At 63.2% G+C, this 23,681-nt stretch carries 31 protein-coding genes; 11 read left to right on the top strand and 20 right to left on the bottom strand.

The features are described from left to right. Window positions 1–354 precede the first annotated feature (354 nt). Window positions 355–534 (bottom strand): hypothetical protein, encoded by a 180-nt coding sequence (locus NKI59_RS26320; protein ID WP_023677659.1) that lies wholly within the window; start codon window positions 532–534, stop codon window positions 355–357. 132 nt (window positions 535–666) lie between these two features. On the opposite strand from NKI59_RS26320, the gene NKI59_RS26315 reads away from it, so the two are divergent. The 3 genes from NKI59_RS26315 (at window position 667) to NKI59_RS26305 (ending at window position 3,483) form a co-directional block, all read left to right on the top strand. Continuing rightward, entirely contained in the window at window positions 667–840 is a 174-nt protein-coding gene (locus NKI59_RS26315; RefSeq protein ID WP_023677660.1) for a hypothetical protein, read from the top strand. Between the two features lie 94 nt (window positions 841–934). Further along, on the top strand, window positions 935–3,016 hold the full coding sequence (locus NKI59_RS26310; protein WP_352707794.1) for an ATP-dependent helicase: 2,082 nt from the start codon (window positions 935–937) through the stop codon (window positions 3,014–3,016). Between the two features lie 164 nt (window positions 3,017–3,180). After that, complete coding sequence (locus NKI59_RS26305; RefSeq protein WP_023677662.1) at window positions 3,181–3,483, top strand: DUF982 domain-containing protein; 303 nt, start codon at window positions 3,181–3,183, stop codon at window positions 3,481–3,483. Between the two features lie 12 nt (window positions 3,484–3,495). Here NKI59_RS26305 and NKI59_RS26300 read toward each other — a convergent pair whose 3' ends face one another. The 3 genes from NKI59_RS26300 to NKI59_RS26290 form a co-directional block, all read right to left on the bottom strand. Beyond that, window positions 3,496–4,284, bottom strand: coding sequence for a GGDEF domain-containing protein (locus NKI59_RS26300; protein WP_352707793.1), 789 nt, complete (start codon window positions 4,282–4,284; stop codon window positions 3,496–3,498). 130 nt (window positions 4,285–4,414) lie between these two features. Next, complete coding sequence (locus NKI59_RS26295) at window positions 4,415–4,639, bottom strand: hypothetical protein (RefSeq protein ID WP_352707792.1); 225 nt, start codon at window positions 4,637–4,639, stop codon at window positions 4,415–4,417. A gap of 90 nt (window positions 4,640–4,729) precedes the next feature. Beyond that, window positions 4,730–5,242 carry a DinB family protein gene (locus tag NKI59_RS26290; protein ID WP_352457652.1) on the bottom strand — a complete coding sequence of 171 codons (513 nt, stop codon included), beginning with the start codon at window positions 5,240–5,242 and terminating at the stop codon, window positions 4,730–4,732. 74 nt (window positions 5,243–5,316) lie between these two features. Here NKI59_RS26290 and NKI59_RS26285 point away from each other — a divergent pair, with 74 nt between their 5' ends. The 5 genes from NKI59_RS26285 to NKI59_RS26265 all read left to right on the top strand — a co-directional run bounded on the left by NKI59_RS26285 (window position 5,317) and on the right by NKI59_RS26265 (window position 8,951). Next, window positions 5,317–6,027 (top strand): glutathione S-transferase family protein, encoded by a 711-nt coding sequence (locus tag NKI59_RS26285; protein WP_352707791.1) that lies wholly within the window; start codon window positions 5,317–5,319, stop codon window positions 6,025–6,027. Window positions 6,028–6,339: 312 nt separating this feature from the next. After that, window positions 6,340–6,975 (top strand): 5,6-dimethylbenzimidazole synthase, encoded by a 636-nt coding sequence (gene bluB / locus NKI59_RS26280; protein ID WP_352707790.1) that lies wholly within the window; start codon window positions 6,340–6,342, stop codon window positions 6,973–6,975. Between the two features lie 145 nt (window positions 6,976–7,120). Continuing rightward, entirely contained in the window at window positions 7,121–7,417 is a 297-nt protein-coding gene (locus tag NKI59_RS26275) for a DUF1905 domain-containing protein (protein ID WP_352479261.1), read from the top strand. A gap of 245 nt (window positions 7,418–7,662) precedes the next feature. Continuing rightward, a complete protein-coding gene (ndk, locus tag NKI59_RS26270) occupies window positions 7,663–8,085 on the top strand; it encodes a nucleoside-diphosphate kinase (RefSeq protein ID WP_023677669.1) in 423 nt (140 codons plus the stop codon). Window positions 8,086–8,342: 257 nt separating this feature from the next. Next, window positions 8,343–8,951, top strand: a complete 609-nt coding sequence (locus tag NKI59_RS26265) for a class I SAM-dependent methyltransferase (protein WP_352707789.1) — start codon at window positions 8,343–8,345, stop codon at window positions 8,949–8,951. A 75-nt stretch (window positions 8,952–9,026) separates the two neighbouring features. Here NKI59_RS26265 and NKI59_RS26260 read toward each other — a convergent pair whose 3' ends face one another. From NKI59_RS26260 to NKI59_RS26230, 7 genes are all read right to left on the bottom strand, one after another. Further along, window positions 9,027–9,296, bottom strand: coding sequence for a hypothetical protein (locus tag NKI59_RS26260; protein ID WP_254820285.1), 270 nt, complete (start codon window positions 9,294–9,296; stop codon window positions 9,027–9,029). 193 nt (window positions 9,297–9,489) lie between these two features. Then, window positions 9,490–10,257: a YbaY family lipoprotein gene (locus tag NKI59_RS26255; RefSeq protein ID WP_352707788.1), complete on the bottom strand. Its 768-nt coding sequence runs from the start codon at window positions 10,255–10,257 to the stop codon at window positions 9,490–9,492. An 84-nt stretch (window positions 10,258–10,341) separates the two neighbouring features. Next, window positions 10,342–10,821, bottom strand: coding sequence for a molybdenum cofactor biosynthesis protein MoaE (locus NKI59_RS26250; protein ID WP_352707787.1), 480 nt, complete (start codon window positions 10,819–10,821; stop codon window positions 10,342–10,344). Window positions 10,822–10,824: 3 nt separating this feature from the next. Beyond that, complete coding sequence (moaD, locus tag NKI59_RS26245; protein WP_023677674.1) at window positions 10,825–11,082, bottom strand: molybdopterin converting factor subunit 1; 258 nt, start codon at window positions 11,080–11,082, stop codon at window positions 10,825–10,827. 1 nt (window position 11,083) lies between these two features. After that, window positions 11,084–11,680 (bottom strand): CDP-diacylglycerol--glycerol-3-phosphate 3-phosphatidyltransferase, encoded by a 597-nt coding sequence (gene pgsA / locus NKI59_RS26240; protein WP_352481786.1) that lies wholly within the window; start codon window positions 11,678–11,680, stop codon window positions 11,084–11,086. A 100-nt stretch (window positions 11,681–11,780) separates the two neighbouring features. After that, entirely contained in the window at window positions 11,781–13,859 is a 2,079-nt protein-coding gene (gene uvrC, locus NKI59_RS26235) for an excinuclease ABC subunit UvrC (RefSeq protein WP_352707786.1), read from the bottom strand. Next, on the bottom strand, window positions 13,856–14,632 hold the full coding sequence (locus NKI59_RS26230; protein WP_352707785.1) for an SDR family oxidoreductase: 777 nt from the start codon (window positions 14,630–14,632) through the stop codon (window positions 13,856–13,858). The genes uvrC and NKI59_RS26230 overlap by 4 nt, the downstream gene beginning before the upstream one ends. Window positions 14,633–15,052: 420 nt before the next feature. On the opposite strand from NKI59_RS26230, the gene NKI59_RS26225 reads away from it, so the two are divergent. Then, window positions 15,053–15,703 (top strand): outer membrane protein, encoded by a 651-nt coding sequence (locus NKI59_RS26225; RefSeq protein ID WP_292662341.1) that lies wholly within the window; start codon window positions 15,053–15,055, stop codon window positions 15,701–15,703. 77 nt (window positions 15,704–15,780) lie between these two features. Here the strand turns inward: NKI59_RS26225 and NKI59_RS26220 are convergent, their stop codons facing one another. The 3 genes from NKI59_RS26220 to NKI59_RS26210 all read right to left on the bottom strand — a co-directional run bounded on the left by NKI59_RS26220 (window position 15,781) and on the right by NKI59_RS26210 (window position 18,314). Continuing rightward, window positions 15,781–16,377 carry a glutathione S-transferase family protein gene (locus NKI59_RS26220; protein ID WP_352616663.1) on the bottom strand — a complete coding sequence of 199 codons (597 nt, stop codon included), beginning with the start codon at window positions 16,375–16,377 and terminating at the stop codon, window positions 15,781–15,783. Window positions 16,378–16,850: 473 nt separating this feature from the next. Continuing rightward, window positions 16,851–17,291 (bottom strand): hypothetical protein, encoded by a 441-nt coding sequence (locus NKI59_RS26215; protein ID WP_352707784.1) that lies wholly within the window; start codon window positions 17,289–17,291, stop codon window positions 16,851–16,853. A gap of 492 nt (window positions 17,292–17,783) precedes the next feature. Next, on the bottom strand, window positions 17,784–18,314 hold the full coding sequence (locus NKI59_RS26210) for a DinB family protein (protein WP_352707783.1): 531 nt from the start codon (window positions 18,312–18,314) through the stop codon (window positions 17,784–17,786). 62 nt (window positions 18,315–18,376) lie between these two features. On the opposite strand from NKI59_RS26210, the gene NKI59_RS26205 reads away from it, so the two are divergent. After that, window positions 18,377–19,012 (top strand): TetR/AcrR family transcriptional regulator, encoded by a 636-nt coding sequence (locus tag NKI59_RS26205; protein ID WP_502901104.1) that lies wholly within the window; start codon window positions 18,377–18,379, stop codon window positions 19,010–19,012. Window positions 19,013–19,050: 38 nt separating this feature from the next. On the opposite strand, the gene NKI59_RS26200 is transcribed toward NKI59_RS26205, so the two are convergent. The 5 genes from NKI59_RS26200 to NKI59_RS26180 all read right to left on the bottom strand — a co-directional run bounded on the left by NKI59_RS26200 (window position 19,051) and on the right by NKI59_RS26180 (window position 22,638). After that, window positions 19,051–19,803 (bottom strand): sulfite exporter TauE/SafE family protein, encoded by a 753-nt coding sequence (locus NKI59_RS26200; RefSeq protein WP_352707782.1) that lies wholly within the window; start codon window positions 19,801–19,803, stop codon window positions 19,051–19,053. 125 nt (window positions 19,804–19,928) lie between these two features. Further along, complete coding sequence (locus tag NKI59_RS26195; RefSeq protein WP_023677684.1) at window positions 19,929–20,381, bottom strand: hypothetical protein; 453 nt, start codon at window positions 20,379–20,381, stop codon at window positions 19,929–19,931. Window positions 20,382–20,505: 124 nt separating this feature from the next. Continuing rightward, window positions 20,506–21,354 carry a 23S rRNA (adenine(2030)-N(6))-methyltransferase RlmJ gene (locus NKI59_RS26190; protein WP_352707781.1) on the bottom strand — a complete coding sequence of 283 codons (849 nt, stop codon included), beginning with the start codon at window positions 21,352–21,354 and terminating at the stop codon, window positions 20,506–20,508. Beyond that, window positions 21,351–21,962 carry a hypothetical protein gene (locus NKI59_RS26185; protein ID WP_023677686.1) on the bottom strand — a complete coding sequence of 204 codons (612 nt, stop codon included), beginning with the start codon at window positions 21,960–21,962 and terminating at the stop codon, window positions 21,351–21,353. Before NKI59_RS26185 ends, NKI59_RS26190 begins: the two co-directional genes overlap by 4 nt. A 4-nt stretch (window positions 21,963–21,966) precedes the next feature. Then, entirely contained in the window at window positions 21,967–22,638 is a 672-nt protein-coding gene (locus NKI59_RS26180) for a TetR/AcrR family transcriptional regulator (RefSeq protein WP_352707780.1), read from the bottom strand. Between the two features lie 85 nt (window positions 22,639–22,723). Between NKI59_RS26180 and NKI59_RS26175 the strand changes: the two genes are divergently transcribed. Then, window positions 22,724–23,191 carry a carboxymuconolactone decarboxylase family protein gene (locus NKI59_RS26175; RefSeq protein WP_352454415.1) on the top strand — a complete coding sequence of 156 codons (468 nt, stop codon included), beginning with the start codon at window positions 22,724–22,726 and terminating at the stop codon, window positions 23,189–23,191. Window positions 23,192–23,218: 27 nt separating this feature from the next. Here the strand turns inward: NKI59_RS26175 and NKI59_RS26170 are convergent. Beyond that, on the bottom strand, window positions 23,219–23,681 hold a 463-nt coding region (locus tag NKI59_RS26170; RefSeq protein WP_352707779.1), incomplete at its 5' end, for a phosphotransferase.

The raw sequence follows: 23,681 nt of genomic DNA, 5'->3' as shown, positions 1-23,681 counted from the left end.
CGCGCCGCGACTTCCCGCAAAACGCAAAAAGAACCCGCTATCCTGAGGGGGGACAAGGAGAGCGGGCTCTTTCGTGAACGGCGGCCTTGGGAGCGTCCGATCGACATCCAAACACGCAGCAGCTTGGTTTGTTCCATGGGAAGAACGAACTATGTGATGAACAAACGCTGCTGTGGCCGGCAGGTTTGTCCACAGGGGCGTGCCGTCTGTACGCTATCGACCATGACGCTGCGGAAAGACTCGGCTATCCTTGGATGTGCGGCGGGCCTGATCTCCGCCTGGCCGGCGCCATCAGCTTCCTCCCAAGCGGCGCCGGCCACCTTCCTTGACCGGCGCCGACGCCATTTGAGGCGGTCATTGTTTCGGCGGCGTGCCGGGCTGATCGCCGCCGGTCGTCGACTTCGGCACCGGATTCTTGTCGACCTGCGGGTTCTGATCGACCGTGTCGCCAGGGGCCTTGGTCGGCTGGATATTGTTGTCGCAACCCGCAACAGTCAGAGCTGCCATAAGTAGCAGGATTGAGCGCTTTTTCATCGCAGTCTCCTCTCGCCCGACAACGAGGCGTCGGCGATTTGGTTGCGCGGCCGGTGTCGTTCCTACATTCGCCAGGGGGCCTGGGAACAAAATGCCGCGTCTCCGGTTGCTCCACAATCAATGGAGGATGGCATGATCCGTCTGCTCATCGCCGGGGCAATCGTCTATGTTGCCTATCGCGTCGCCAAGAAAGTGATCGACGAGGTGCCCGACGATTTCGATCCGCTGCTGTTGCCGCCGCCACAGGACGATCGCGAGGCGCTGCGGCGGCAATCGGCAAGGATGGGCGTCGAGCCCGAGCGTTAGTCGACAGGCCTGCCCGCAAGGCTTCTTCGTTCACGAGCCCTATTCCGGCTCCGCAAACCGTTGCGAACAAAGCAGAAACGATGCTTGATAGGCGATGAACCTCGCCGCCCGTGATTCGTCCTTCCAGCCGGCCTATCTGGCGAAGCTCAACGCCGAGCAGCGGCTTGCCGTCGAACATGGCGACGGCAAGATCGCCGGACCGTTGCTGGTCATTGCCGGCGCCGGCTCCGGCAAGACCAACACGCTGGCGCACCGGGTCGCGCATCTGATCGTCAGGGGTGCCGACCCGCGCCGCATCCTTTTGATGACATTTTCGCGCCGTGCCGCAGCGGAAATCGCCAAGCGGGTCGAGCGCATCGCCGGCGAGGTGCTGGGGCGCGATGCCTCGGTGATCACCGATGCGCTGAGCTGGGCCGGCACGTTCCACGGCATCGGCGCCAGGCTGCTGCGCGATTATGCGCTGGAGATCGGTCTCGATCCGGCCTTCACCATCCACGATCGCGAGGATTCCGCCGACCTGATGAACCTCGCCCGCCACGAGCTTGGGTTTTCGAAGACCGAAGCCCGCTTTCCGACCAAGGGCACCTGCCTGGCGATCTATTCGCGCGCCGTCAACGCACAGGCGCCGCTTGGCGAGGTGCTGGGTTCGGTGTTCCCGTGGTGCGCCGGCTGGGCCGAACAGCTGAAGCAATTGTTCGCCCGATATGTCGAGGCCAAGCAGGCGCAGAACGTGCTCGATTACGACGACCTGCTGCTCTACTGGGCGCAGATGGCCGGCGAGCCGGAAATCGCCGCGCATCTGGGTGCGCGTTTCGACCATGTGCTGGTCGATGAATACCAGGACACCAACCGGCTGCAGGCCTCGATCCTGACGGCGCTCAAGCCCGACGGATCGGGGCTGACGGTGGTCGGCGACGACGCGCAGTCGATCTATTCGTTCCGCGCCGCGGATGTGCGCAATATCCTGGATTTTCCCAAGCAGTTCGCGCAGCCGGCGGAAGTCGTCATGCTGGAGCGCAATTACCGCTCGACCGAGACCATCCTGGCGGCGGCCAATGCGGTGATCGGCGAAGCTTCGGAACGTTTCACCAAAAATCTCTGGACCGAGCGCAAATCTGCGGAAAAGCCGAAGCTGGTGAGCGTGCGCGACGAGACCGAGCAGGCGAGCTATGTCTGCCAGGCGATACTCACCGAACGCGAGGCCGGCACCGTTCTCAAAGCACAGGCGGTGCTGTTTCGCGCCTCCCACCATAGCGGCCCGCTGGAGATCGAGCTGACGCGCCGCAACATCCCCTTCGTCAAGTTCGGCGGGCTGAAATTTCTCGATGCAGCTCACGTCAAGGACTTGCTGGCCGTACTGCGCTTTGCCGAAAACCCGCGCGACCGCGTCGCCGGCTTTCGCGTGCTGCAACTTCTGCCGGGCATCGGCCCTTCGGCCGCCAATGCGATCGTCGAGACCATGGCAAATTCGCTTGACGAGACGATGGGGCTTGCCCGCTATCGGCCGCCGCAGCGTGCCGCCGACGACTGGCCGGGCTTTGTCGCGCTCTATAGCGGCCTGCGCGCCGGCGCGCAAAAATGGCCGGCCGACATCGAACAGGTCAGGCTCTGGTACGAGCCGCATCTGGAACGTATCCACGAGGATGCAACGACGCGCGGGGCCGATCTCCTGCAGCTCGAGCAGATCGCTTCCGGCTATGCGTCGCGCGAGCGCTTCCTCACCGAGCTGACACTCGATCCGCCGGACGCGACCAGCGACGAGGCCGGGCCGCCGCACCGCGACGAGGATTATCTGATCCTGTCGACGATCCATTCGGCCAAGGGCCAGGAGTGGAAGAACGTCTTCGTGCTCAACACCGTCGACGGCTGCATCCCGATCGATCTCGGCGTCGGCAGCAAGGAGGACGTCGACGAGGAGCGGCGGCTGCTCTACGTGGCGATGACGCGGGCCAAGGACAGCCTGCACCTGGTCATGCCGCATCGCTTTTTCGTCCACGGCCAGGCGGCGCGCGGCGACCGCCATGTCTATGCCTCGCGCACGCGCTTCATCCCGCGCTCTATCCTCGGCGCCTTCGAGCAGGTGGCATGGGCAAGCGTCCAGGCCAGAGACGATCCGCGCTGCCAGCCGCAGGTGCGTGTCGACCTCGGCGCCCGCATGCGCGGCATGTGGAAATAGGCACCCGCCTCGACGTCGCCGCTGCTCGCCCGGCGACCGCTCCCAGAGCCGGCGAAAAAACAATCCCGGCAACATGGAACCTCGCGCCGTGATCCGCGTTTCTGCCCGACCCCCAGACCGGAGAACGGCGTCCGCCGTGACCTCCGCCCATTCGAGAGGCCAGAATGCACGACAGGACGTTTTCCACCCCGGTCGCCCTAACTGTTGGCGCCGGCTACAAGCGTACGATCGCTTCGTTCTCCGAGATGCACGAATTCCTGACCGAGTTCCCGCCTTCGCGCCGCCGGCTGAGCTATGGCGCCGCGGTAAAGGCCTGCGAGGCGGCACGTGCCGGCGATATCTCGGCCGAAGCGGCACGCGACGCCCTGATCACCTTCGCCGTGACGGCAGGCATCCTCTGGCCGGCCGCCCAGCCGGCAGTCTCGGTCAAGCCGGTCGCCCGGGGCCTCGGCGGCTACGCCGCCTGACAGAAACGACCATCAATGGACCGTCATCGGGCCGCCGCCCGGCGGGTCGCCCGCTGCCGCGGTTTCGAAACTGACCTGATCGCGGCCGTTCGATTTGGCCTTGTAAAGGTGCTTGTCCGCCACCACGAACATCTCGGCGTAGGTGGTCGGCCCGCTGAAGGCGACGCCGCCGATGCTGACCGAGAGAGGACAGGGCCGGCCGCCAGGCGAGAACTCCGCCTCACGGACGCGTCGGCGAATTGTCTCCGCCACCAGCCAGGACTGCGAAGGATCTGCGCCGGGAAGGAAAACCGCAAATTCCTCCCCGCCGATCCGGCCGATGATATCGGCGCCGCGTAGCTGGCCCTGGATTGTCCTGGCGATCAGCTTGAGCGCCTGGTCTCCGCAGTCGTGGCCGAGGCGGTCGTTGACGGATTTGAAATGGTCGGCATCGACGATCAGCAAGGCGCCGGCATTAACGACGGAATGGCTGCGTGCCTGTTCGAGATAGGCCTCGACGAGCATGGAAAACGCACCCCGGTTGAATACCGCCGTCAGGCTGTCGGTCGCCGCGACGACGGCCAGTGCCTTCTGCGCGATGGCCAGCTGGCGCATTTTCCACATGAGGAAGAAGAAGAACGAGCTGGCCAGGACAAACGGCAGCAGCAGGTCTGTGAGCTGCGCCCGCCACAGCGCTTCCGGCGACAAATATGGGAAATTGAAGGAATCGACGAAGAACGCGGCTGCAATGCAGACCGCCGTGCCCGCGACGGTAACCGCCACGACCCTGCCCCAGCTCGTCGGGGACAAATCGATCTGCATGCTTTTGCTCCTGCTTCAGCCGGCTACCTTGAAGCAACAGCGCAAACGAAGTCCTAAGACTTTGCTTTCAATTCGATCGCAGTCGAAGCGAACCAGCCGTCGAGATGGCGGCCAGATAAGGAGATCGGTCCTAAATCAGCTGCCTTCTGATGCTCATCCGCGTGACCGCGGTCACAAGAATGGCGCCGATCATGAAATAGATGGTCGCGACAATGTCGCCCTGGTGGAAATAATAACCGGAGTTGAGAAGCGCCAGGACCACGGCGAAGAACGCCACAAGGCGCAAGGGTTCATTGGGCATGCGTGCCAATTCTCGCTGTTGCTGCTGAATGCTGCTGAAGCGGCCGCCCCTCACGACCGTCCGCTCCATAAAATGTTTTGGCGCGTTTTGCAATCTCGGCAGATCGTCCTCTATCCACCGTCCGCTTCACCAGCCGCCCCAGGTTCAGGCGAAGGCCCTGCCCTCCTCGCTGCGCTGGAACATCGTCAGGTCCAGTCCGAGGCTTGGCTTGCCCAGAATGGTCAGGATCGCATGCGCCTGGCCGCGGTGGTGGGTCTGGTGGTTGAAGAAGTGGTCGAGCGCCGGCGCCAGCCGCTGCGAGACGGTGCGCATATCCGAGACGGTCATGTAGGAGAAGCGGCCCGACAGCGCCTTGTCGCTCAGGCCGTCGACCCAGTCGATGATCCGTTTGTCCTCGGCCTCGCGCGCCAGCCGCAAGCCTGGCAAGGCGCGGTGCAGGATCGTGTCGAGCCTTGCCGGCGCGTCGCCCTCGCCGGTGAAGCGTTTCATCCAGATACGGTCGGCTGCCAGGAGGTGGTTGAGCGTTCCCATCATCGAACCGAAGAAGACGCCGATATTGCGGTCGAACTCTTCCTCATCGAGATCGGCGGCGGCATCGTAGATGCGGCCGTTGGCCCATTGATTGTAGGCCGCAAACATTCTGAAATGCTGTTTCATTCTTCTCTCGACCTGCGAGACCCCCTGCGCGGGTCTGTTTCGGCCATAGTTAGACTGCAAGGACGCTGCCGCCAATGACCATTCTGCTCTACGACCTTGTCGGACGCGACGCCGCCCGCCCGTTCAGCCCACATTGCTGGAAGGCGGCGATGGCGCTGGCTCACAAAGGGCTCGACATCGCCAGCGTGCCGACCCGTTTTCTTGAAGTGCCGAAGGTGGAAGGCGGCGTCTCGAAGCTCGTTCCGGTGATCCGCGACGGCGAGACGGTGGTCGCCGATTCCTTCGCCATCGCGCTCTATCTCGAGGAGACGTATCCCGAGCGGCCGACATTGTTTTCCGGCGACGGCGGCAAGGCGACGGCGCGCTTCATCGAACGCTGGTCGCAGCTGACCATCCATCCCTACGTCACTTCCGCGGCGATACTGGACCTCCATGCCATGCAGGACGAGGCGAACGCCGCCTATTTCCGGCAGAACCGCGAGCAGCGCTTCGGCAAGCGCCTGGAGGCGGTATACGCCACCCGCGACGCCGGGCTCGCCGGCTTCCGCGCCTCGCTGGAGCCGCTGCGCTCGATGCTTGGCTATCAGCCCTTCATCGGCGGCCGGTCGCCGCTATTTGCCGACTACATCGTTTTCGGCGCGCTGCAATGGGCGCGCATCGCCACGCCCTACCGGCTGCTCGACGACACCGATGTCGTGGCGCAATGGTTCGAACGATGCCTCGATCTGCATGGCGGCCTCGGCCGCAAAGTCGCGGCGGCAGCGATCTCCCGCCTCGAGAGTTGAAATCGGCAGTTTTCATCGGCGGCGGCACATTTTGTTCTTGCTTTGTGCCGGCAGCTATGCTACTAATCTCTGTATGGTGATGATTCGCACCGACGCCCGCCCGGCCTGCCGAGGCGGGTTTTGTTTTGCCGATCGAGGTCCAACGGCGTTGCGGGCAGGGACGTCGTCCGGCCTTAGCTGAAAGTTGCCAGCCGGCGAAATGCGACAATGCGGTAGACGAAGTGTCGCTCGAAGCGCCTCATCACTGCCCGGATCGAAGCAAACAAGACGAACATCCGGCGAACCGGGCAATCACAACAAAGGCAGCGCGCCATGACCGCAAACCCAGAGTTCTCGGCCGATTTTCGCGCTGCGCTCGCCAACCTTTTCCTGTGGCGGCGGGACGTCAGGCGGTTCAAGCCGACGCCGCTCCCCGATGGAGCGCTGGAGCGGCTGCTCGAGCTTGCCAGCGCCGCACCGTCCGTCGGGCTGAGCCAGCCCTGGCGCTTCGTCGTCGCCGAGAGCGAGGCATGCCGCGCCGCCGTCAGGGCCTGCTTCGAGCGCTGCAACGCGGAGGCACTCCAAACCTTTTGCGGTGAACGCGCCGCCCTGTATTCGCGCCTGAAGCTTGCCGGCCTGAATGAGGCGCCCTGCCAGCTTGCGGTTTTCGCCGACCGCGCAACCGAGCAAGGGCATGGGCTTGGCCGCCTGACCATGCCAGCCACCATAGACTATTCGGCTGTCATGGCGGTCCACACGATGTGGCTGGCGGCGCGAGCCGAAGGAATAGGCATGGGCTGGGTCTCCATCCTCGATCCGGCCGAGATGGCGACGATCCTGGACGTGCCGCCGGAGTGGACACTGATCGGTTACTTCTGCATCGGCTACCCCAGCGAGAACCACAGCGTGCCGGAACTGGAGCGGGAAGGCTGGGAAACGCGGCGGCCGTCTATCGTGACAAGGCGGTAGTGGAATGGCGGCGCTGCGCGGGGAAGAATGACTCCTCCCTGCAGGGCTGTGGATGTCATGGATGGTTTCGCCGATCGTCAGCATTGCCAGCAAGACACCATGGCAAAGCCAGTCGTGACGGGCTTAACCTGAGGAAGGGCATAGAATGTTTCGCTACGACATGCAGGCCGAGATCTGGGTCTATCCGGGCAAGGGCGGCTGGCATTTCGTGACGCTGCCGCCGGAGCTTGGAGCCCGGATCAAGACGGCGATGGTGGGGATGGCAAGGCCCTGGGGCTCGCTAGGCGTGGAAGCCGTCATCGGCCAGACCAGATGGCGGACATCGCTGTTTCCCGACAAGAAATCCGGCAGCCTGCTCTTGCCGATCAAGACCGCGGTGCGGGTTCGCGAAGGCCTCGGGGCTGGCGACACGGCCAACCTGACGATCGAGATGCAGTTATGACGACGTAGTCTCAGGCTTGCGACGACGCGCTATAGGGCGGCCAGTCGATCGGACCCAAAGTGGGTACCGGTTGTTGGAAAATCCGATGCTCAGCAAAAAGATGGAGCGGCGGCATGGTTCGACTTGAAAGTCCGCCGCCCCAGCGCAGAAATGCGCGCCGGGCCGGCCTCCCCTTGGCAAGGCGGCGGGCGGCTTGTATAGAGCCCGCCACCTTCAATTCCACTCTCCATCACAAGGACGATCCCATGGCGCTCGAACGCACCTTTTCCATGATCAAGCCGGACGCGACCCGTCGCAATCTCACCGGCGCTATCACCAAGATACTGGAAGATGCCGGCCTGCGCGTCGTCGCTTCGCGCCGGGTGTGGATGAGCCGCCGCGAGGCGGAAGGTTTCTATGCCGTCCACAAGGAGCGTCCGTTCTTCGGCGAGCTGGTCGAGTCCATGTCGTCGGGCCCGACAGTCGTGCAGGTGCTGGAAGGCGAGAACGCCATTGCCAAGAACCGCGAAGTGATGGGCGCCACCAATCCGGCAAGCGCAGCCGAAGGCACCATCCGCAAGCTGCACGCGCTGTCGATCGGCGAGAATTCCGTGCATGGTTCCGATGCGCCGGAAACCGCCGCGCAGGAGATCAAATACTGGTTCTCGGACACCGAGATCGTCGGCTGAGCCGGCATCCCGAACCCCATAAAAGAGGCCGGCGCAACGCCGGCCTTTTTTGCTAAAGCGCGTCGCGTTCGACCGGCCTCATGCGACGCGCTTTAGGTTTCTTGTCTTGATGCGTGTCGTTATCGCAAAACCGCTGCACACTTTTGCGCGACATGCAGTAACGGACATTTTCAGCTTCAGGCTCCTCGACGGGTCACGGGTGCGTTAAGCTCGGAGGGCGGATCAAACGCGGTCCCGACAATGGAGCCGACCAGGCCATGACCAGCACCATTCCCGGTTTCTTCCAAGGCACCGAAATGCCAACCGGCGGCTGGTGGGAAGCGCTGTGGCCCGAGCCTGCCAGTGTCCTGGCGGCAGTCGGCATGACGCCCGGCACGGACGTGGTCGATCTCTGCTGCGGCGACGGCTGGTTCACGCTGCCAATCGCCAGGGTCGCCCGTCATGTGATCGCTATCGACATCGATGCCGATCTGCTCGAAGTCGCCAGGCGGCGGCTGGCCGAAGGAGGCGCGGGCAATTGCGAGTTTTTGGCGGGCGACGCCTATGAAGTTGCCAGGCTGGTGCCTCAAACCGTCGACTTCGTCTTCATCGCCAACGCTTTCCACGGCGTTCCGGATCGGCCGCGGCTTGCCCGCGCAGTGCGCGCGACTCTTGGCCCTGCCGGTCGTTTTGCCATCGTCAATTGGCACCAGTATCCGCGCGAGCAGACCACGGTCCTGGGCGAGCCGCGCGGGCCAAAGACCGAGCTGAGGCTGTCACCCGAACAGACCACCGCGTCGGTGGAAGCGAGCGGGTTCAAGCTCGCCGAGCTGGTTGATGTGCCGCCCTATCACTATGGCGCGGTATTCAAACTCGCGACGAATTGAGAAATATCGCATGAGATGCGGCATCGTCGCCCGATACATGTCGCCCGCCGCCCCCTAGCGGCGGGTTCTGCCAGTCTATTTCGCCTGGCGTTCCTTCACGTTCGCATGTTCGTTCGCCGCTTCCGTGTCGGTGGACGGGGTCTTGGTCTCTTCACCTGAAAACGGGCTGCCCTGCCCCGGTGCGAGATCGCCGCTATGGCCGGCCTTGTTGGTCTGGAACGGTTGGCTGTCCGCTTTGAGACCGTGGTCAAGAGCATTGACGAGATGGTCGTCCGCCTTGGCAAGGCCGGTAAAGGCAAGGAGCGATGCACCGGTGGCGGCAAGGATAAGCGTGTGCGTTTTCATGTCTGGACTCCTTTGAGTTAAGGCCAGAACGAGCCGCAGCCATTCTGGCGGCTTCAACGAAGGGACAAACGTCCCTTTTGCCTTACCCGCCATTTATGAAGAACTAACGCGCCCCCTGCCCGGCCTATTCCCGCTGAAACACAACGTGATCGGCATGCAGCTGCCGCAGAGAGTAGTCGGCTTGGGTGATGCGCTAGCTCGCGGCGTTGAAGCGCAGAATGGCGCGGCCCCCGCTGTCAATGATGACAAGCTTGCCGGCGTCGACGTGGTAGGATGCCGCCTTGGCCAGCGCCTCGAACAGCGCCTTTTCCTCGGCCATGACCTGAGGCGCGCAGGCCTTGAAGGTCGAGCCGATGTCGCTGATGGCGATCGTCGAGCCGTCTACCCTGGCGGTGGCGAAATAGACGTTGCAAGGGCCGCTGCCGCCGGCCTTGCCGGCTTCGCTGATCCGGAATGTCGCCCGCGGCTCGGCAATCACGCCGACACCGTCGATATATTCGACCAGCCAGCTTTGGCCGAACACCGAGGCTGCCGCCGGCGCATCGCTCGGCGCCGCCATTTTCAGCATGATGGTCTGTGGCGCGTCGCTGAGCGGGTCGACCTGGTGGCGCGCATCTGTGACGAACAGCAGCCGGTCGTCGACAGTGATGCGCGCCTGCAGCGCGTAGGTCATATCAGGCCGGATCACCCGCGGGTCGAAGCTGATCTCGAACTTGATCGGCATCTGGCCGGCCGGCACCACCTTGCGCTCACCGATGATTGCGGCCGGCGCGTCGGCCAGCGACACGTCGGCAAGCTGCACGGAAAGCACGGCATTGGGCGGCAGCGCGATGCGCTCGCGATACATCACCTCGCCCTTGAGGGTCTTTTCGGCAGCCGCGGAATGATCCGGGACGGCCAGGATGCCGACGGCCAGCGGCACCAGTCCGAAGATGAAGAACTCGGCGATCCTGTCCAGCATGATCCTGCTCCCCTTCCGGCGAAGGGTCTCGCAGGATGCGGTCAATGAATGGCTGGCGGCGTATGGGCATGGCTGTCCAGGGATTTATTTGGACGGCGGCTGCTTCCAGCGGCCCGCCGCCTTGTCGTCGGCCTCCTTGGCGTCGACCCAGCCGCCCTCGGAACCGTCGCTATGGTGTTCCTTTTTCCAGAACGGCGCCCGTGATTTCAAATAGTCCATCAGGAAATTCGCGGCCTCGAACGCCGCCTGCCGGTGGACGGAAGCCGCCACCACCAGCACGATGTTTTCGCCGGGCGCGATCTTGCCGTGGCGATGGATCGCGGTGAGCCCCTGCAGCGGCCAGCGCTCGATTGCCTCGCCGGCGATGCGGGATATCTCGGCTTCCGCCATGCCGGGATAATGTTCGAGCTCGAGCGCCGAGAGCCTGCCTTGCTCGTCGCGGCAAAGGCCGGAGAAGGTCACCACAGCGCCGATATCGTTGCGACCCCTGGTCAGCCTGGCGATCTCGGCGGCGACGTCGAAATCCTCCGCCTGGATGCGCACGACCGGCACCACCGCGGACATGGTTCAGCCACCGGTCATCGGCGGGAACAGCGCGATCTCGCGCGCGCCGGCAATCTTCTCGCGGTGCTCGACATGTTCCTGGTTGATGGCGACGCGGATCACGTCAGGATATTGCAGCGCGTTCTCGTACTCCTCGCCGCGCGATTTCAGCCAGCGCAACAGGTCGGCGACCGTTTCGATGCCGGCCGGCAGTTCGACCTCTTCCTCCGGTCTGCCGATCCGCTCGCGCACCCAGGCGAAATAGATGAGCTTCGTCGACATTTTATTCATCCATGATGTGCTTGAGGCCGGCGCGGAAATAGTCGTAGCCGGTGTAGAGCGTCACCAGGGCTGCGATCCACAGCAGCACCAGCCCGGTCTGGGTGGTCAGCGGGAAGATCTTGTCGCCGGCAGGTCCCGCCAGCAGGAAAGCAATGGCGATCATCTGGATGGTGGTCTTCCATTTGGCGAGCTGCGTCACCGGCACCGAGACCTTCAAGGCCGCCAGATATTCGCGCAGGCCCGAGACCAGGATCTCGCGGCACAGGATGATGATCGCCGCCCATAGCGACCAGCCGGCGATGCCGGCATGGCGGTCGGTGTCGGCGGCAAGCAGCAGCAGGCAAGTGGCGACCAGCAGCTTGTCGGCGATCGGGTCGAGCATCTTGCCGATGTTGGAGGTCTGCTGCCAGGCGCGCGCCAGATAGCCGTCGAAGTAATCGGTGATCGAGGCGAGCAGGAAAATGATGAGCGCCGACCAGCGCGCGAAGTCGCTCGATTTCAGATGCCCTTCCAGGAAGAAGCACAGCACCACCAGCGGCACCGCCAGGATGCGGGCATAAGTGAGCATGTTGGGCAGGTTGAATGCGCGCTGAGCCATGTTTTGGGAACTCTTTCTGCCTGCTTAGTCAAATCAGAAGCGAATGTGGGGGGTCAACAGGCCAGAATCGATTAGCCAGCCGAAATGTCGGCAATACGTCTTAGCTCTCGTGAAAATGATTGTAGACCAATTTCGCCACCTGCTCGGAAATGCCGTCGACCTTGACCAGGTCCTCGACGGCGGCGCGGCTGACGGCCTTGGCCGTACCGAAATGCATCAGCAGCGCGCGCTTGCGGCCGGGGCCGATGCCGCTGATCTCGTCGAGCGGGCTCTTGACCATCTCCTTCTTGCGGCGGGCGCGGTGCGAACCGATGGCGAAGCGATGGACTTCGTCGCGCAGCCGCTGGACGAAATAGAGCACCGGATCGCGAACGGGCAGCGAGAATGGGGCCTTGCCCTTGACGAAGAAGCGTTCGCGGCCGGCATCGCGGTCCTGACCCTTGGCGATGCCGATGGCCACGACGCGGTCCTCGATGCCGAGATCGGCGAGAATCTTGCGCACCGCCGTCATCTGGCCCTGGCCGCCGTCGATGAGGATGACGTCGGGCCAGGCGGGGAAGCCGCCCGCGTCCTCGATATCGTCGCCCGGTTCGGTAGGGCTCGCCTCGTCCGCGCCCTCGGTTTGCGGGGCGTCACCATGTTCCTTCAACAGCCGCGAGAAGCGCCGCTGCATCACCTCGCGCATCATACCGAAATCGTCACCCGGCGTGATCTCGGTCGAGCGGATGTTGAACTTTCGATACTGGTTCTTCACAAAACCTTCCGGCCCGGCGACGACCATGGCGCCGACGGCGTTGGTGCCCATGATGTGCGAGTTGTCATAGACCTCGACGCGCACCGGCGGTTTTTCCAGGCCGAAGGTCTCGGCAAAGCCAGTGAGCAGCCGCGCCTGGGTCGAGGTTTCGGCGAGCCGCCGGCCGAGCGCCTCGCGCGCGTTCTGCAGCGCGTTGTCGGTCAGGTCCTTCTTCTCGCCGCGCTGCGGCACGGAGATCGACACCTTGCGGCCGGCGCGGGTGGAGAGCGCCTCCGCCAGCAAGTCCTGGTCCTCGACGCCATGCGACAACAGGATGGTGCGCGGCGGCGGCTTGTCGTCGTAGAACTGCGCCAGGAACGATCCCAGCACCTCGCCGGCTTCGAGCGCCGGATCGGCTTTGGGAAAATAGGCGCGGTTGCCCCAGTTCTGGCCGGTGCGGAAGAAGAACACCTGGATGCAGACCTGGCCGCCCTCCTGATGGATGGCGAAGACATCGGCCTCGTCGACGGTCTGCGGATTGATGCCTTGATGGCTCTGCACATGCGACAGCGCCGCCAGCCGATCGCGATAGATGGCGGCGCGTTCGAAATCGAGGTTCTCCGAAGCCTGCTGCATGGCGGCGGAGATCTCGGTCTTCACCTTCTGGCTGCGGCCGGAGAGAAAATCCTTCGCCTCGGCGACAAGCCTTGCATAGTCGCCGTGCGAGATTTCGCCGGTGCACGGGCCGGCGCAGCGCTTGATCTGGAACAAAAGGCAAGGCCGGGTGCGGTTCTCGTAGAAGGAGTCGGTGCAGCTCCTGAGCAGGAAGGCGCGCTGCAGCGAGTTGATGGTACGGCCAACTGCGCCGGCCGAGGCGAAGGGGCCGAAATAGTCGCCCTTGCGCGAGCGCGCGCCGCGGTGCTTGTAAATACCGGGCGAGACATGGTCACCGGTCAACAGGATATAGGGGAACGACTTGTCGTCGCGCATCAGCACGTTGAAGCGTGGCCGCAAGCGCTTGATGAGGTTGGCTTCAAGCAGCAGCGCTTCGATCTCGGTGCGGGTGACGACGAACTCCATGGTCGATGTCTCGCGCACCATGCGGCCGATACGGCTGGTGTGGAACCGGCCTTGCGCGTAGCTGGTGACCCGCTTCTTCAGGCTGCGTGCCTTGCCGACATAGAGCACGTCGCCGGCGGCATTCATCATGCGGTAGACGCCGGGCGCATTGGGCAGCCGCTTTACCAGCGTCTGGATCACCTCGGCGCCGACCATGCCGTCGGCGTCGCCGGCATGCGGGGTCCAGTCGATGGCGGTGAAGGTAACGTCCGGACCGCTGGCTGCAGGCTCGACGACCTCCTCGGCCGCCTCGTCCTCGAGGTCGATTTCGGGCGGCAGGTCGTCGGCGCCACCGCGCGTTTTTTGTTTCTGGTCCATGGGGCTCATTCCGTCATGCCTGTCACATCGGGCGTCTGCCATGCAAGATGCTGGCCGCCGTCAAGCGCGATCATCTGGCCGGTGACCGAGCGTGCCGCCCAGAGATAACGGATAGTGGCACCGAATTCCGGCAATTCCGGGCCGCGTTTCAGGATCAGCCCGGCAATCTGGGCATCGAAATCGCTGTCGTGCTGGCGCGTGTTCTTCAAGGTCGGGCCAGGACCAATGGCGTTGACACGGATGCGGGGACCCAGCGCCTGCGCCATCATCTCGGTCGCCGCCCACAAGGTCGACTTCGACAGCGCATAGGAGAAATAACGCGGCGTCGGCCGCCAGACGCGCTGGTCGATCATGTTGACGATCAGCCCCTCATTGTTCTGCGGCAAGGCCCGGGCGAAAGTCTGTGCCAACAGCGCCGGCGCCTTGACATGCATGGCGAAATGGCGATCCCAGGCCGGCCACTCGAAATCCTCAACGCTGTCGTGCTCGAACAGCGAGGCGTTGTTGACCAGCAGCGACACCGGCCCGAGCGCCGCCGCAGCGCGGCCGACAAGGTTGCTGACCGCGTCCATGTCGGTCAGGTCAGCAGCAACCACTGCGGCCCGGCCATGTCGACCAAAATGACCACTGGTGATCTGGGCCGCCAGTTCCTCCGCCTCGGCCAGCGAGCGATTGCAATGAATGGCTACGGCAAAACCATGCGCGGCAAGATCTTCGACGATCGCCCTGCCGATCCGCTTCGCCCCGCCCGTCACCAGTGCCGTCGCGGCGACCTTGCTCATCTGTCAATCCTTAATCCGATGCCGATTCCGACCTGCCGGGATCGCGCCGGCAAATTATGGCCCGCCAAGCGTTAAATCCCATTTCCACCTGGGGCAGGATTGTGGCAAAGTGGCCGGTGGGCGTTTTGGCTCGACCGGAATTCGGGCCAGCCCGCCCGCAATATAGGGCGCTGGAGCCCTTACACCAAGCCGTGTGCAGTGCAGCACGGCGAACCTGCTGACATTCGCTGTTGCGAAGATGCAACGTCAAGGTTCTGCCTCATTCGTGCCAGGTAATGACCCAAGTTCAGGTTCGCTTCAGCCGCATTTCGACACGACATTTGGAACCGTTGAACGCCGGATCCGTTTCACCCCCCGGACGGGTTGAGGGCGCTCATGAAAAAACAAGCCTGTGTCCTGTGGCTTAAGGAGTAAAGAACAATGCAAGCCAATCTTAAATTTGCGCGACCGCTCGCGGTGGCATTTGGGCTGTTCGCCCTCGGCGGAACCGCCTATGCCGCGGACGTGGTTCAGGAAGAGCCGCCGGCACCTGCGCCGATCGCAGAACTTCCGGTCGCATCCTGGGCCGGTCCCTATGCCGGTGTGAGCGTCGGCTACGGCTTCGCTGGCCATGCCAAAGCCAAAGACATTGGCGTCGACGTCGACACCAAGGGTTTTGTCGGCGGCGTCTTCGGCGGCTATAACTGGCAGCAGGAGAACTTCGTCTACGGTGCCGAAGCCGATATCGGCTACAACGGGGTCAAGGGCGACGATGCCGGCATCGAGGCCAAGGGTGGCTTCGAGGGCTCGCTGCGTGCCCGCCTCGGCTACGCTGTCACCCCGGACATCCTGCTCTACGGCACCGCCGGTGGCGCGCTGAAGAACCAGAAGATTGAAGCTGCCGGCGTAAGCGACACCAACACGCAGTTTGGCTGGACAGCCGGCGTGGGTACCGACATCAAGATCACCGACAATGTGTTCGGCCGTGTCGAGTATCGTTACACGGACTTCGGCAGGAAGGACTTCGACGGTATCGGCAAGGTCAAGTCGACCGACAATCGCGTCACCTTCGGCGTCGGTATGAAGTTCTAAGTCGTCCAAGCCACGACACGAAAAAGCCGGGCCTCGCGCCCGGCTTTTTTTGTGGCACCGCTTGAGGCCGCCCGCCCTCAAGCCGGGATGGCGGGCTTCAGCTCCGGGAATTTCTCGTCGAAGCGTGCCGCCCAACGCGTCAGCCGGCCGCGGCCCTTTTCCCATTTTCCAGCGAAGCGCAGCGAGAGATAGCCGAGGCAGGCGCGCAATGCGATCTGGCCGAGGGTGATTTTCTTCGGCAGCTTCGGCGGGTTCGCGTTGAGCAGATCGAGCGCGTCCGAAATCTTCGTCCACTGGCGCTCGAGCCAAGGCTGGTAGACCATCTCTTCCGGCCGCGTGCGCCGCTCATAGACCATCGACAGCGCGCAGTCGCAGATGCCATCGGCCAATGCCTCCAGCACCTCCGCCTCAAGGCGCTTGTCGGGATTGCGCGGAAACAATGCGTTCTTCGACATCCGGTTGAGATGCTGGGTGATGGCGCGGCTGTCGTGGACCGAGCGGCCGTCATCGAGCACCAGCACCGGGATCTTGCCGAGCGGATTGGCGCCGATCAGTTCGGCCGGCCTTTCCTCGGTCTTTATCGGCACGAGATCGATCGCAATGCCGGCATGAAGTGCTGCCATGCGCACTTTGGAGCTGTAGGGGGAAGTAGACGCGTAGAGCAGTCTGGGCATTGTCGATTCCTGTTTGCCGGCTACAGCTCCATACGTCCTATTGGACGCGCAAAAGGACGCGGTAGCATTGTGACTTCGCGCATGACCCGATTCCGACAGGGGCTCGTGCGTGGCACTGTTGACCGATCATGCAGGGTTCATCAACGGCCAGAGGCGGAAAACCGCGCCGCCAGCGTGCAGCCATAGTCTCGCGTTCGGATGCGATGAGCCGGAGGTGCGGCGGCAGACGCGAGCAGGTCGGACAATCCAGATCCGAGCAACTACCAACTCGGCCTTGCACCGAAGGTTGGTTTTGGCAGCCACGAAAATCCCACCGGACTTCGCCGCATGGCGAAGTCCTGGGAGCTGCGAAAAGACGTCTTCCTCCCGCCTCTTTCTGATCCTGCCCGACTGTCAACCAGCAAGCGAGGCGCCTATTAGGCATCCCGCCCTGGCTGTCTTGAGTACTGTCCCCGGCGACAGCAGGACCGCGACTACTTCTTGGCCTTCGCCTGTGCGGGCGTCGTTGCCTTCGGCTTGGCCGCGGGCGCTGCTTTCTTCACCGCCGCAGAAGATTTGGCAGCGGCTGCCTTTGCCGGTGCTGCCTTCTTCGCAGCGGGCTTCGCCACGGCCTTTGCAGCCGGCTTCTTGGCCGGTGCGGCCTTCTCGGCCGGTGCAGCCTTGGCCTTGGCCGGTGCTGCTTTCGCCTTGGCAGGTGCTGCTTTCTTCACGGCCGGTTTTGCCGCGGCCTTGGCGGCCGGCTTTTTGGCCGGCGCTGCTTTTGCCTTAGGCGCGGCGGCTTTCGCTTTGGCAGCGGGTGCTGCTTTCTTCACAGCACTTGCGGCCTTTGCCGCGGCTGCTTTTGCCGGTGCTTTCTTTGCCGGTGACTTTGCCGGTGCCTTGGATGCCGGCGCTTTGGATGACTGCTTAGCCATATCATGCCCCTTCCGTTGTGCCGACGGCCGTTATTGACCCGGCGCGCATTGCATATCTGACTCGCGGCTTGCTAGCCAGCGAAGCATTAGAATGATTTTTGCAGCTTAAGTTTTGGTTACGGCGAGCGCGCGACCATTTTACCCGCGCAAAAATCGGCTGCGAATCTTTGTGTCCCGCAGCGAAGTTCTGCGACAGAAATTCTGGTCGCTCTATCTCGACCGGTCTTCTCGTCAAGCTCAGGACCTTTTTGACCTGCTTTGCGCTTCAACGTCCGACGCTCGGCGCGAACATTGTCAAGAGCGAAGGCGGTCGCCCGCCTCGTCTTGTCCGAAACGATAAACTACAGGTAAGTAGGAAGCAACGCGACGAGCACGCCGTTGCACTATCTTGCACGACGCGATGAAAGTAAGCAGATAGCTCGCATTTCTAAAGGACAGGATATCGTTCGATAGATCCGGTCGAGCCGACCGTGATCGAAAGCGCTCGGCCGTTCAGGCGCCGAGCGGTTCACGGCTTATCTGCAGCCGGCGCGAAGGCTCGGCCCTGTGGAGATGGACGGCGAAGGTATCCCATGGCGGCATGACCGAAATCTGCGCCAGGATGCGCCCCGCTTCACCGCGATGATAGCCGCCGTGCAGTACAACGTGGGTCAGCATTTCCTGTCGCGACATCAATGCCTTATCCCCGTCGGTGAACACGAATGCGACGGGCTCGGACAGCTGCCGCGACGAAACGGTTTCGAGATAATCGAGATACCAGCGATCGGTCGCTGCGACCGCGGCGCGAAGTTCGTCGAACGCCGGCGTGTCCTCGGTGGTGTCGGCGGAGTAGCCATGGCTTGCGTCAACCAGGTGCGCCGAGAATATCCGCGACACCACATGGCTGTGATCGACGAGCCGTATCACGGCCTGCCGTTCCTTGCCGTGAACATGCGAGTCGAGACTCGCGAGCTTGTCCAGCAGTTCGTCATTGGCCCAGGCCTGATAGGCAAACAGGCTGCGAAGCAGAGCGAGCGCATTCATGGTCGGTGTCCTTTTCCGGAAATGCGAGTATGTTGTTTATATTTTCAGGAGAATGGGCGAACGTGTCTACTCGCATTGCAAAACCGCATCCGCGCATGCGCAAACAGCCGCGTCAGGCGCGTTCCAGGGCAACCGTCGAGGCGATCATCGAGGCGGCGGCTCATGTTCTGAGCGGGCTGGGGTGGGCCGGCTTCACCACCAACAAGGTTGCCGAGACAGCAGGTGTAAGCATCGGCACGCTCTACCAGTATTTTCCCGACAAGCTTTCCCTGCTCGCTGCCGTCCGGCGCCGTCACTTCGATCATGTGCTGTCGGTCATTCGCGATTCGGCGGAAGACCAAAAGCCGCTCAGGAAATTCGCGCAGGAGCTGGTGCGCGGCATGATCGCCGCGCACAGCATTCACCCGACACTACATCAGGTGCTGCTCGACGAGGCGCCGGGCGATCGCGGCTCCAGGGCCGCCCATGCTTCGTTCCAGGCACAATACCTGAACCACTACGCGACCGCCGTCGCCACTTATCGCAAACCAAGGAAAGGCGCCGACATGGAGACCGTGGCGCGCGTGCTGTCATCGGCGATCGAAGGTGTGATCCACAACGCAGCCCGCCGGAACATGCTCGCCGCGCCGGAGCTGCAAAAGCAACTCGTCGAACTGATCTGCGCCTACCTATCGGGAGCAGGCCGCATCGGTCGATAGCGCATGGCACGGCGGAAGTCGGGATTTTGATGTGTCGTTCAAACCCGGCTTATGAGGTGCGGCAAGGACGATGCCAACAATGCCGCACCTGATGCGGCCAAGAGTGTGAGGACGATCTTTCGAAAAGTCGCCTCGCTAACGCCGATGTAGAGTCTCGCGCCAAGGAGTGTCGGTATCAACATCGCCGGCGCGACGACGGCAAACATCGGCAGCATTTCGAGCTTGATCTTTCCGGCCGCAAGATAGGCGGCCATCGTCATGGAGAGGGTCACAAGGTTGAAATTCTGGATGACAATACGCTGCCTGTCCTTTTCCCATTGGCGCAGCACGCACCACAGCGTTGGAACCGGGCCGGTGAAGCCGCCAAGTCCACCCATGATGCCGCCGACCAGACCTATTGCACCGTCTGCAACAGGACCCCCGACCGTGATGGAAGGGAGGCGACGCGCAAAGAGCATCAAGGGACACCAAACGACCAGCAGCGCGCCGAAGACCAGCTTGAACAACTGCACATCCAGCAAGGGCAGGATGGCGACACCGACCGGAATCCCTATGGTCCCGCCGATCACGAAGGGCAGCAGAAGCCTGAGATCAAAACCCCGGCGGACGGTGACCGCAGCGATGATCTGACCGGTGAGCGCCCCAAAGACCGCCATGGCAGCAGCAAGCTGGGGCTCCACGGTCCAAACCCAAATCGACATGGCAACCAGGCTGAAAGCGAACCCTGAAAGCCCCTGGACGAAGCCAGCAACGACCGCGCCGAGAGCAACAGTATAAACAAGCGAATCCATGTGGTGCTGTTTCCCCGCAAACTCGTGACAGCAGATCGCGCTTCCCGCGAATGCTGCGCCGCATGGAAACGGTGACGGTCGATCAGGTGGCCGGTGCTAAAAAGTCGGAATCAGCGAGTGCGCGATCAGCGCAGGACGCGGCAGCGGCCGTTGTAGACCATCCAGCGGTCGAAGCCCGAGACGCAGAATTCGACATTGTCGCCGATCGAGGCAAAACCCTGGCCTTCCTCGATCAGGTACCAGATGGTGCGAGCGCCGCCGTCGGAGAGGCTGACGGTGGCGCCGCAATAACGGCGGCCGATCGGCCAGGTGTCGTCGGCCGGCAGATAGCGATGCTGGTGGATGCGCTGGAAGTCGACGATCTGCACATCCGGCAGATGCGGCACGTGATGCACCTGATAGGAGAAGCGGTCGGTGATCTTGTTCAGCACCCAGGCCTCGCCGCAGACGCCGCTATCCTCGTCGGTATAGATTGCAAGGTCGGCCGCCTGGACTGCCTGGGTGACGCCAAGAGGCGCGGCCAGCGGCGTGCAAAAGGCGAGCAGTGCGGCAAGGGCGGATTGGGCGAAGCGAGTCATGGCAGCCTCTCAAGGTCGACTGCGTGCACTGTGCGGATTCGCTGACGCGCGGTCAAGCGGTTGTAGCGACCGTGGTTGTGGTGACGATGGTTGCGCTGACGGAACGGCAGGGCCGCGCCTCAAACTACTCTCCCGCCAGCCAGTCCAGCGTCCAATGCGACCGCTGCTCAAGTGCAAGCAGCCGGTGCAGCGCCGGCAGCAGCGTCCGTAACTCGCCTTCCAGCGTGAAGGGCGGATTGACCACCACCATGCCGCAGCCGTCGAGGCTCGGCTCGACGGCGTCCGGCCTGATCTCAAAACCGATGTCGAGCAGCTTCGAAATGCCCGTCTGCTTCAGCGCCTTGCGGAAGGCGGCGACCGCCCTGCGGTCCTTGAGCGGATACCACAGCGCGTAAATGCCGCCTGGCCAGCGCCGATGGGCTCTTTGCAGCCCGTCGACCAAGCGACCGAACTCGCCCTCTTCCTCGAAAGGCGGATCGATGAGCACGAGGCCGCGCTTTTCCTTTGGCGGCAGATGCGCGCCGAGCGCCAGCCAGCCGTCGAGCTCGATCACCCGGGTCTGGAAGTCGCCGTCGAACAGCACCTTCAGCCTGGCGGCATCCTTAGGGTGCAGTTCGACCGCCGACAGCCGGTCCTGCTTGCGCATCAGGTGCCGGGCGATCAACGGCGAACCCGGATATTTTTTCACGCCGCCGTCCGGATTGAGCGAACGTACGGCTTCAAGATACGGCGCCAGCAGCGCCACCGCCGGCGCATCGAGTGCGGCGTCGACCAGCCGGCCGATGCCGCCTTGCCATTCGCCAGTCTTTTGCGCTTCGGTCGAGGACAGATCGTAGCGGCCGATGCCGGCATGGGTGTCGATGACCCGAAACGCCTTGTCCTTCTGCTTCAGATATTCGATCAGCCGACTGAGCACGACATGCTTGACGACATCGGCGAAGTTCCCGGCATGGTAGGCGTGGCGATAGTTCAATTGGAGCCCCTACCCCAGCGCGGCGGTGGCGGCTGCGAGTTCGGATTTTCCGGCCGGCGGCCGCCGAAACGGAATGCCAGCACCAGCCCGACCAGGCCGGCCGCCATCAGGGAAAAACCGACCGGCCGGGCCCGGCGGTCGACCTCGCCGGCACCCGAGCGCAGGACGAGATCGACGGCCCGCATCGGGATGCCTTCGGCGTCGCCCGGACCGACGGTGAAGATGTAGGAACCAGGGGTAACGGTCGGGATCAGGCCGGCCTCGTCGCGAAAGATCCTGTCCGGCAGTTGCGGGCTGACCTGGCGCGGATTGTCGGAGTGATTGAACTGCAGCGTCGAGGCGAGCACCGTCCTGCCGCCGGTGGCGGCAGTGAGGGTCAACACGGTGCGCTGCTGCGAGACGATGCGCTCGGCTCTTGCCGTAAGGTCGACCAGCACGCGTAGCGGCCCGTCGCGTGCGCTCAGGGGCACGGTCACCGGCTTGAACCGGCCCTGGTCGTAAACCCGCCAGGTGCCGATCTCACGGCCGGAGAAATTGGTCATCGCCCAGGGATAGACGACGCCGATGCCGGTACCGATGAGCAGTATCAGAGCGAACAGGGAGCGCATGACGTCAAGACCCGGTGTTCGGCGCGCTGGCGCAGTCGCGGGCGTTCTCCATTTCGTCCAGGAGCATGTCAAGGCCAAGATCAAACGTCCGGTCGAATTCGGCGGTGCCGAAATAACGCCCGGCCGCAGCTACTTTTGGAAAATCCTGCGCCAGTTGCTCGTCGCTGACGATGGTCACGGCCGAAGGTCCTGTTGCATAGCCGGCAGTCTCGTCGAGGATGGCACCCATCAGATAATAGCCGGTGGTGCGGAACAGCCGCGCGCCCAGTTCCGGTCCGAAGCCGCCGGCCTCGAACAGGCCAAGGATGCCGTTCAGCCAAGTGAGACAGGTCGGCGAATTCATCCGGTAGGTTACAAGGAACGTGGCAAAGGCCGGGTGCTCACGCGCGACGCGGCGGAAATCCTGCACGGCAATGCGTAACCTTTGTCGCCAAGGGAGGTCCGCGTCGGGCATTTCGAGGGAGCCGATCAGCCGATCCACCAAGGCTTCGAAGAGATGCGCCACCGAAGGAAAGTGGTGATAGATGCTCATGGCTTCGCAGCCGAGTTCTGCCGCCAGCTTGCGCATCGAAAACCCGGCGAGGCCCTCGCTCTCGATCACCTTCAAAGCCGCATCCTCGATCATCTCGCGAGACAGCCGGCCGCGCGGTCGCTTTTTTTTGATCGATGTGTCCATGGTGCCGCTTGACAACTTACGCTGTAAGGTTCATTTTCGACGTGACCTTACACCGTAAGGCCAACAAACGCCAGAGGAGAATGTCATGTCTGCCTATCGTACTCTTTCATCAACGCATTCTTCCATCCGCCGCGCCTGCCTGCTCGCCGCCACCTGTGTGCTGACGCTGGCTGCAGCTCCTTCTTATGCCGATGAGTATGACGCGACCGTCAAGGACATCCAGTCGACCATGGGCGGGGTGCCCGGTTTCGTAAAGCAGTTCCCGAAAGCCGGTCTGCCCGGTGCATGGGCCGAGGTCAAGGCCATCCAGCTCAGCGACAAGACGGCGCTGCCGCCGAAGGTCAAGTCGCTGATCTCCCTGGCGGTGGCGGCGCAAATCCCGTGCAACTACTGTATCTGGTCGGACACGCAGGACGCCAAGCGCGCCGGCGCCACCGACGAGGAGATCCAGGAGGCGGTCGCCGTTTCAGCGCTGACCCGCCATTGGAGCACCATCTTCAACGGCATGCAGGTCGATTTCGATACGTTCAGGAAGGAGATGGGCGGGCAGTAATGCTTTCGTTACTAGAGCGGGACGCGTTCAGACTGAATTAGCCTTCCCGCTTTGACTGTTTGTGTGATCCGCCAGCACCTCATCGATGACCCGCCACGATTTTTCCGCCTCGCGCTGGTTGCCGTCATGTCCCGAAGCGACGATCAGCGCCTTCCACAACGCCCAGCCCCGTGCGCGCGCCCAGCTGTGCTCGTCAAGGGCAATGGCGTCGCGGAACGCCTGACGGCTCTCGCCGTAAAATTCCGTCCACGCGATCACCAGATCACAGGCAGGATCGCCGATAGCCGAACTACCGAAATCGACGACCGCGTAGAGTTTGCCATCTTCGACGAGCAGATTGCCCGAGGCGACGTCGCCATGGACCCAGACCGGCGGGGGGGGGGGGGAAAGCGCGGCGAGGGGGGAACCCAGACGCCTCCGACGGGGCGGGGGGCGAAGGGGGGCGAGCAGCGCCCAGCGGGGCGGGTGGCGGGGGGGGGGGGGGCGCGCG

Origin of the sequence: Mesorhizobium sp. M0598 (assembly GCF_040320865.1) — a bacterium.
Lineage (GTDB): Bacteria > Pseudomonadota > Alphaproteobacteria > Rhizobiales > Rhizobiaceae > Mesorhizobium.
This window is presented reverse-complemented; position numbering and strand designations above follow the sequence as displayed.

What these genes read in the sequence shown, in the direction of transcription:
- NKI59_RS26320 (WP_023677659.1), bottom strand. Translation starts at nt 534, where the DNA reads ATGAAAAAGCGCTCAATCCTGCTACTTATGGCAGCTCTGACTGTTGCG.
- NKI59_RS26315 (WP_023677660.1), top strand. Translation starts at nt 667, where the DNA reads ATGATCCGTCTGCTCATCGCCGGGGCAATCGTCTATGTTGCCTATCGC.
- NKI59_RS26310 (WP_352707794.1), top strand. Translation starts at nt 935, where the DNA reads ATGAACCTCGCCGCCCGTGATTCGTCCTTCCAGCCGGCCTATCTGGCG.
- NKI59_RS26305 (WP_023677662.1), top strand. Translation starts at nt 3,181, where the DNA reads ATGCACGACAGGACGTTTTCCACCCCGGTCGCCCTAACTGTTGGCGCC.
- NKI59_RS26300 (WP_352707793.1), bottom strand. Translation starts at nt 4,284, where the DNA reads ATGCAGATCGATTTGTCCCCGACGAGCTGGGGCAGGGTCGTGGCGGTT.
- NKI59_RS26290 (WP_352457652.1), bottom strand. Translation starts at nt 5,242, where the DNA reads ATGAAACAGCATTTCAGAATGTTTGCGGCCTACAATCAATGGGCCAAC.
- NKI59_RS26285 (WP_352707791.1), top strand. Translation starts at nt 5,317, where the DNA reads ATGACCATTCTGCTCTACGACCTTGTCGGACGCGACGCCGCCCGCCCG.
- bluB (WP_352707790.1), top strand. Translation starts at nt 6,340, where the DNA reads ATGACCGCAAACCCAGAGTTCTCGGCCGATTTTCGCGCTGCGCTCGCC.
- NKI59_RS26275 (WP_352479261.1), top strand. Translation starts at nt 7,121, where the DNA reads ATGTTTCGCTACGACATGCAGGCCGAGATCTGGGTCTATCCGGGCAAG.
- ndk (WP_023677669.1), top strand. Translation starts at nt 7,663, where the DNA reads ATGGCGCTCGAACGCACCTTTTCCATGATCAAGCCGGACGCGACCCGT.
- NKI59_RS26265 (WP_352707789.1), top strand. Translation starts at nt 8,343, where the DNA reads ATGACCAGCACCATTCCCGGTTTCTTCCAAGGCACCGAAATGCCAACC.
- NKI59_RS26260 (WP_254820285.1), bottom strand. Translation starts at nt 9,296, where the DNA reads ATGAAAACGCACACGCTTATCCTTGCCGCCACCGGTGCATCGCTCCTT.
- NKI59_RS26255 (WP_352707788.1), bottom strand. Translation starts at nt 10,257, where the DNA reads ATGCTGGACAGGATCGCCGAGTTCTTCATCTTCGGACTGGTGCCGCTG.
- NKI59_RS26250 (WP_352707787.1), bottom strand. Translation starts at nt 10,821, where the DNA reads ATGTCCGCGGTGGTGCCGGTCGTGCGCATCCAGGCGGAGGATTTCGAC.
- moaD (WP_023677674.1), bottom strand. Translation starts at nt 11,082, where the DNA reads ATGTCGACGAAGCTCATCTATTTCGCCTGGGTGCGCGAGCGGATCGGC.
- pgsA (WP_352481786.1), bottom strand. Translation starts at nt 11,680, where the DNA reads ATGGCTCAGCGCGCATTCAACCTGCCCAACATGCTCACTTATGCCCGC.
- uvrC (WP_352707786.1), bottom strand. Translation starts at nt 13,859, where the DNA reads ATGAGCCCCATGGACCAGAAACAAAAAACGCGCGGTGGCGCCGACGAC.
- NKI59_RS26230 (WP_352707785.1), bottom strand. Translation starts at nt 14,632, where the DNA reads ATGAGCAAGGTCGCCGCGACGGCACTGGTGACGGGCGGGGCGAAGCGG.
- NKI59_RS26225 (WP_292662341.1), top strand. Translation starts at nt 15,053, where the DNA reads ATGCAAGCCAATCTTAAATTTGCGCGACCGCTCGCGGTGGCATTTGGG.
- NKI59_RS26220 (WP_352616663.1), bottom strand. Translation starts at nt 16,377, where the DNA reads ATGCCCAGACTGCTCTACGCGTCTACTTCCCCCTACAGCTCCAAAGTG.
- NKI59_RS26215 (WP_352707784.1), bottom strand. Translation starts at nt 17,291, where the DNA reads ATGGCTAAGCAGTCATCCAAAGCGCCGGCATCCAAGGCACCGGCAAAG.
- NKI59_RS26210 (WP_352707783.1), bottom strand. Translation starts at nt 18,314, where the DNA reads ATGAATGCGCTCGCTCTGCTTCGCAGCCTGTTTGCCTATCAGGCCTGG.
- NKI59_RS26200 (WP_352707782.1), bottom strand. Translation starts at nt 19,803, where the DNA reads ATGGATTCGCTTGTTTATACTGTTGCTCTCGGCGCGGTCGTTGCTGGC.
- NKI59_RS26195 (WP_023677684.1), bottom strand. Translation starts at nt 20,381, where the DNA reads ATGACTCGCTTCGCCCAATCCGCCCTTGCCGCACTGCTCGCCTTTTGC.
- NKI59_RS26185 (WP_023677686.1), bottom strand. Translation starts at nt 21,962, where the DNA reads ATGCGCTCCCTGTTCGCTCTGATACTGCTCATCGGTACCGGCATCGGC.
- NKI59_RS26180 (WP_352707780.1), bottom strand. Translation starts at nt 22,638, where the DNA reads ATGGACACATCGATCAAAAAAAAGCGACCGCGCGGCCGGCTGTCTCGC.
- NKI59_RS26175 (WP_352454415.1), top strand. Translation starts at nt 22,724, where the DNA reads ATGTCTGCCTATCGTACTCTTTCATCAACGCATTCTTCCATCCGCCGC.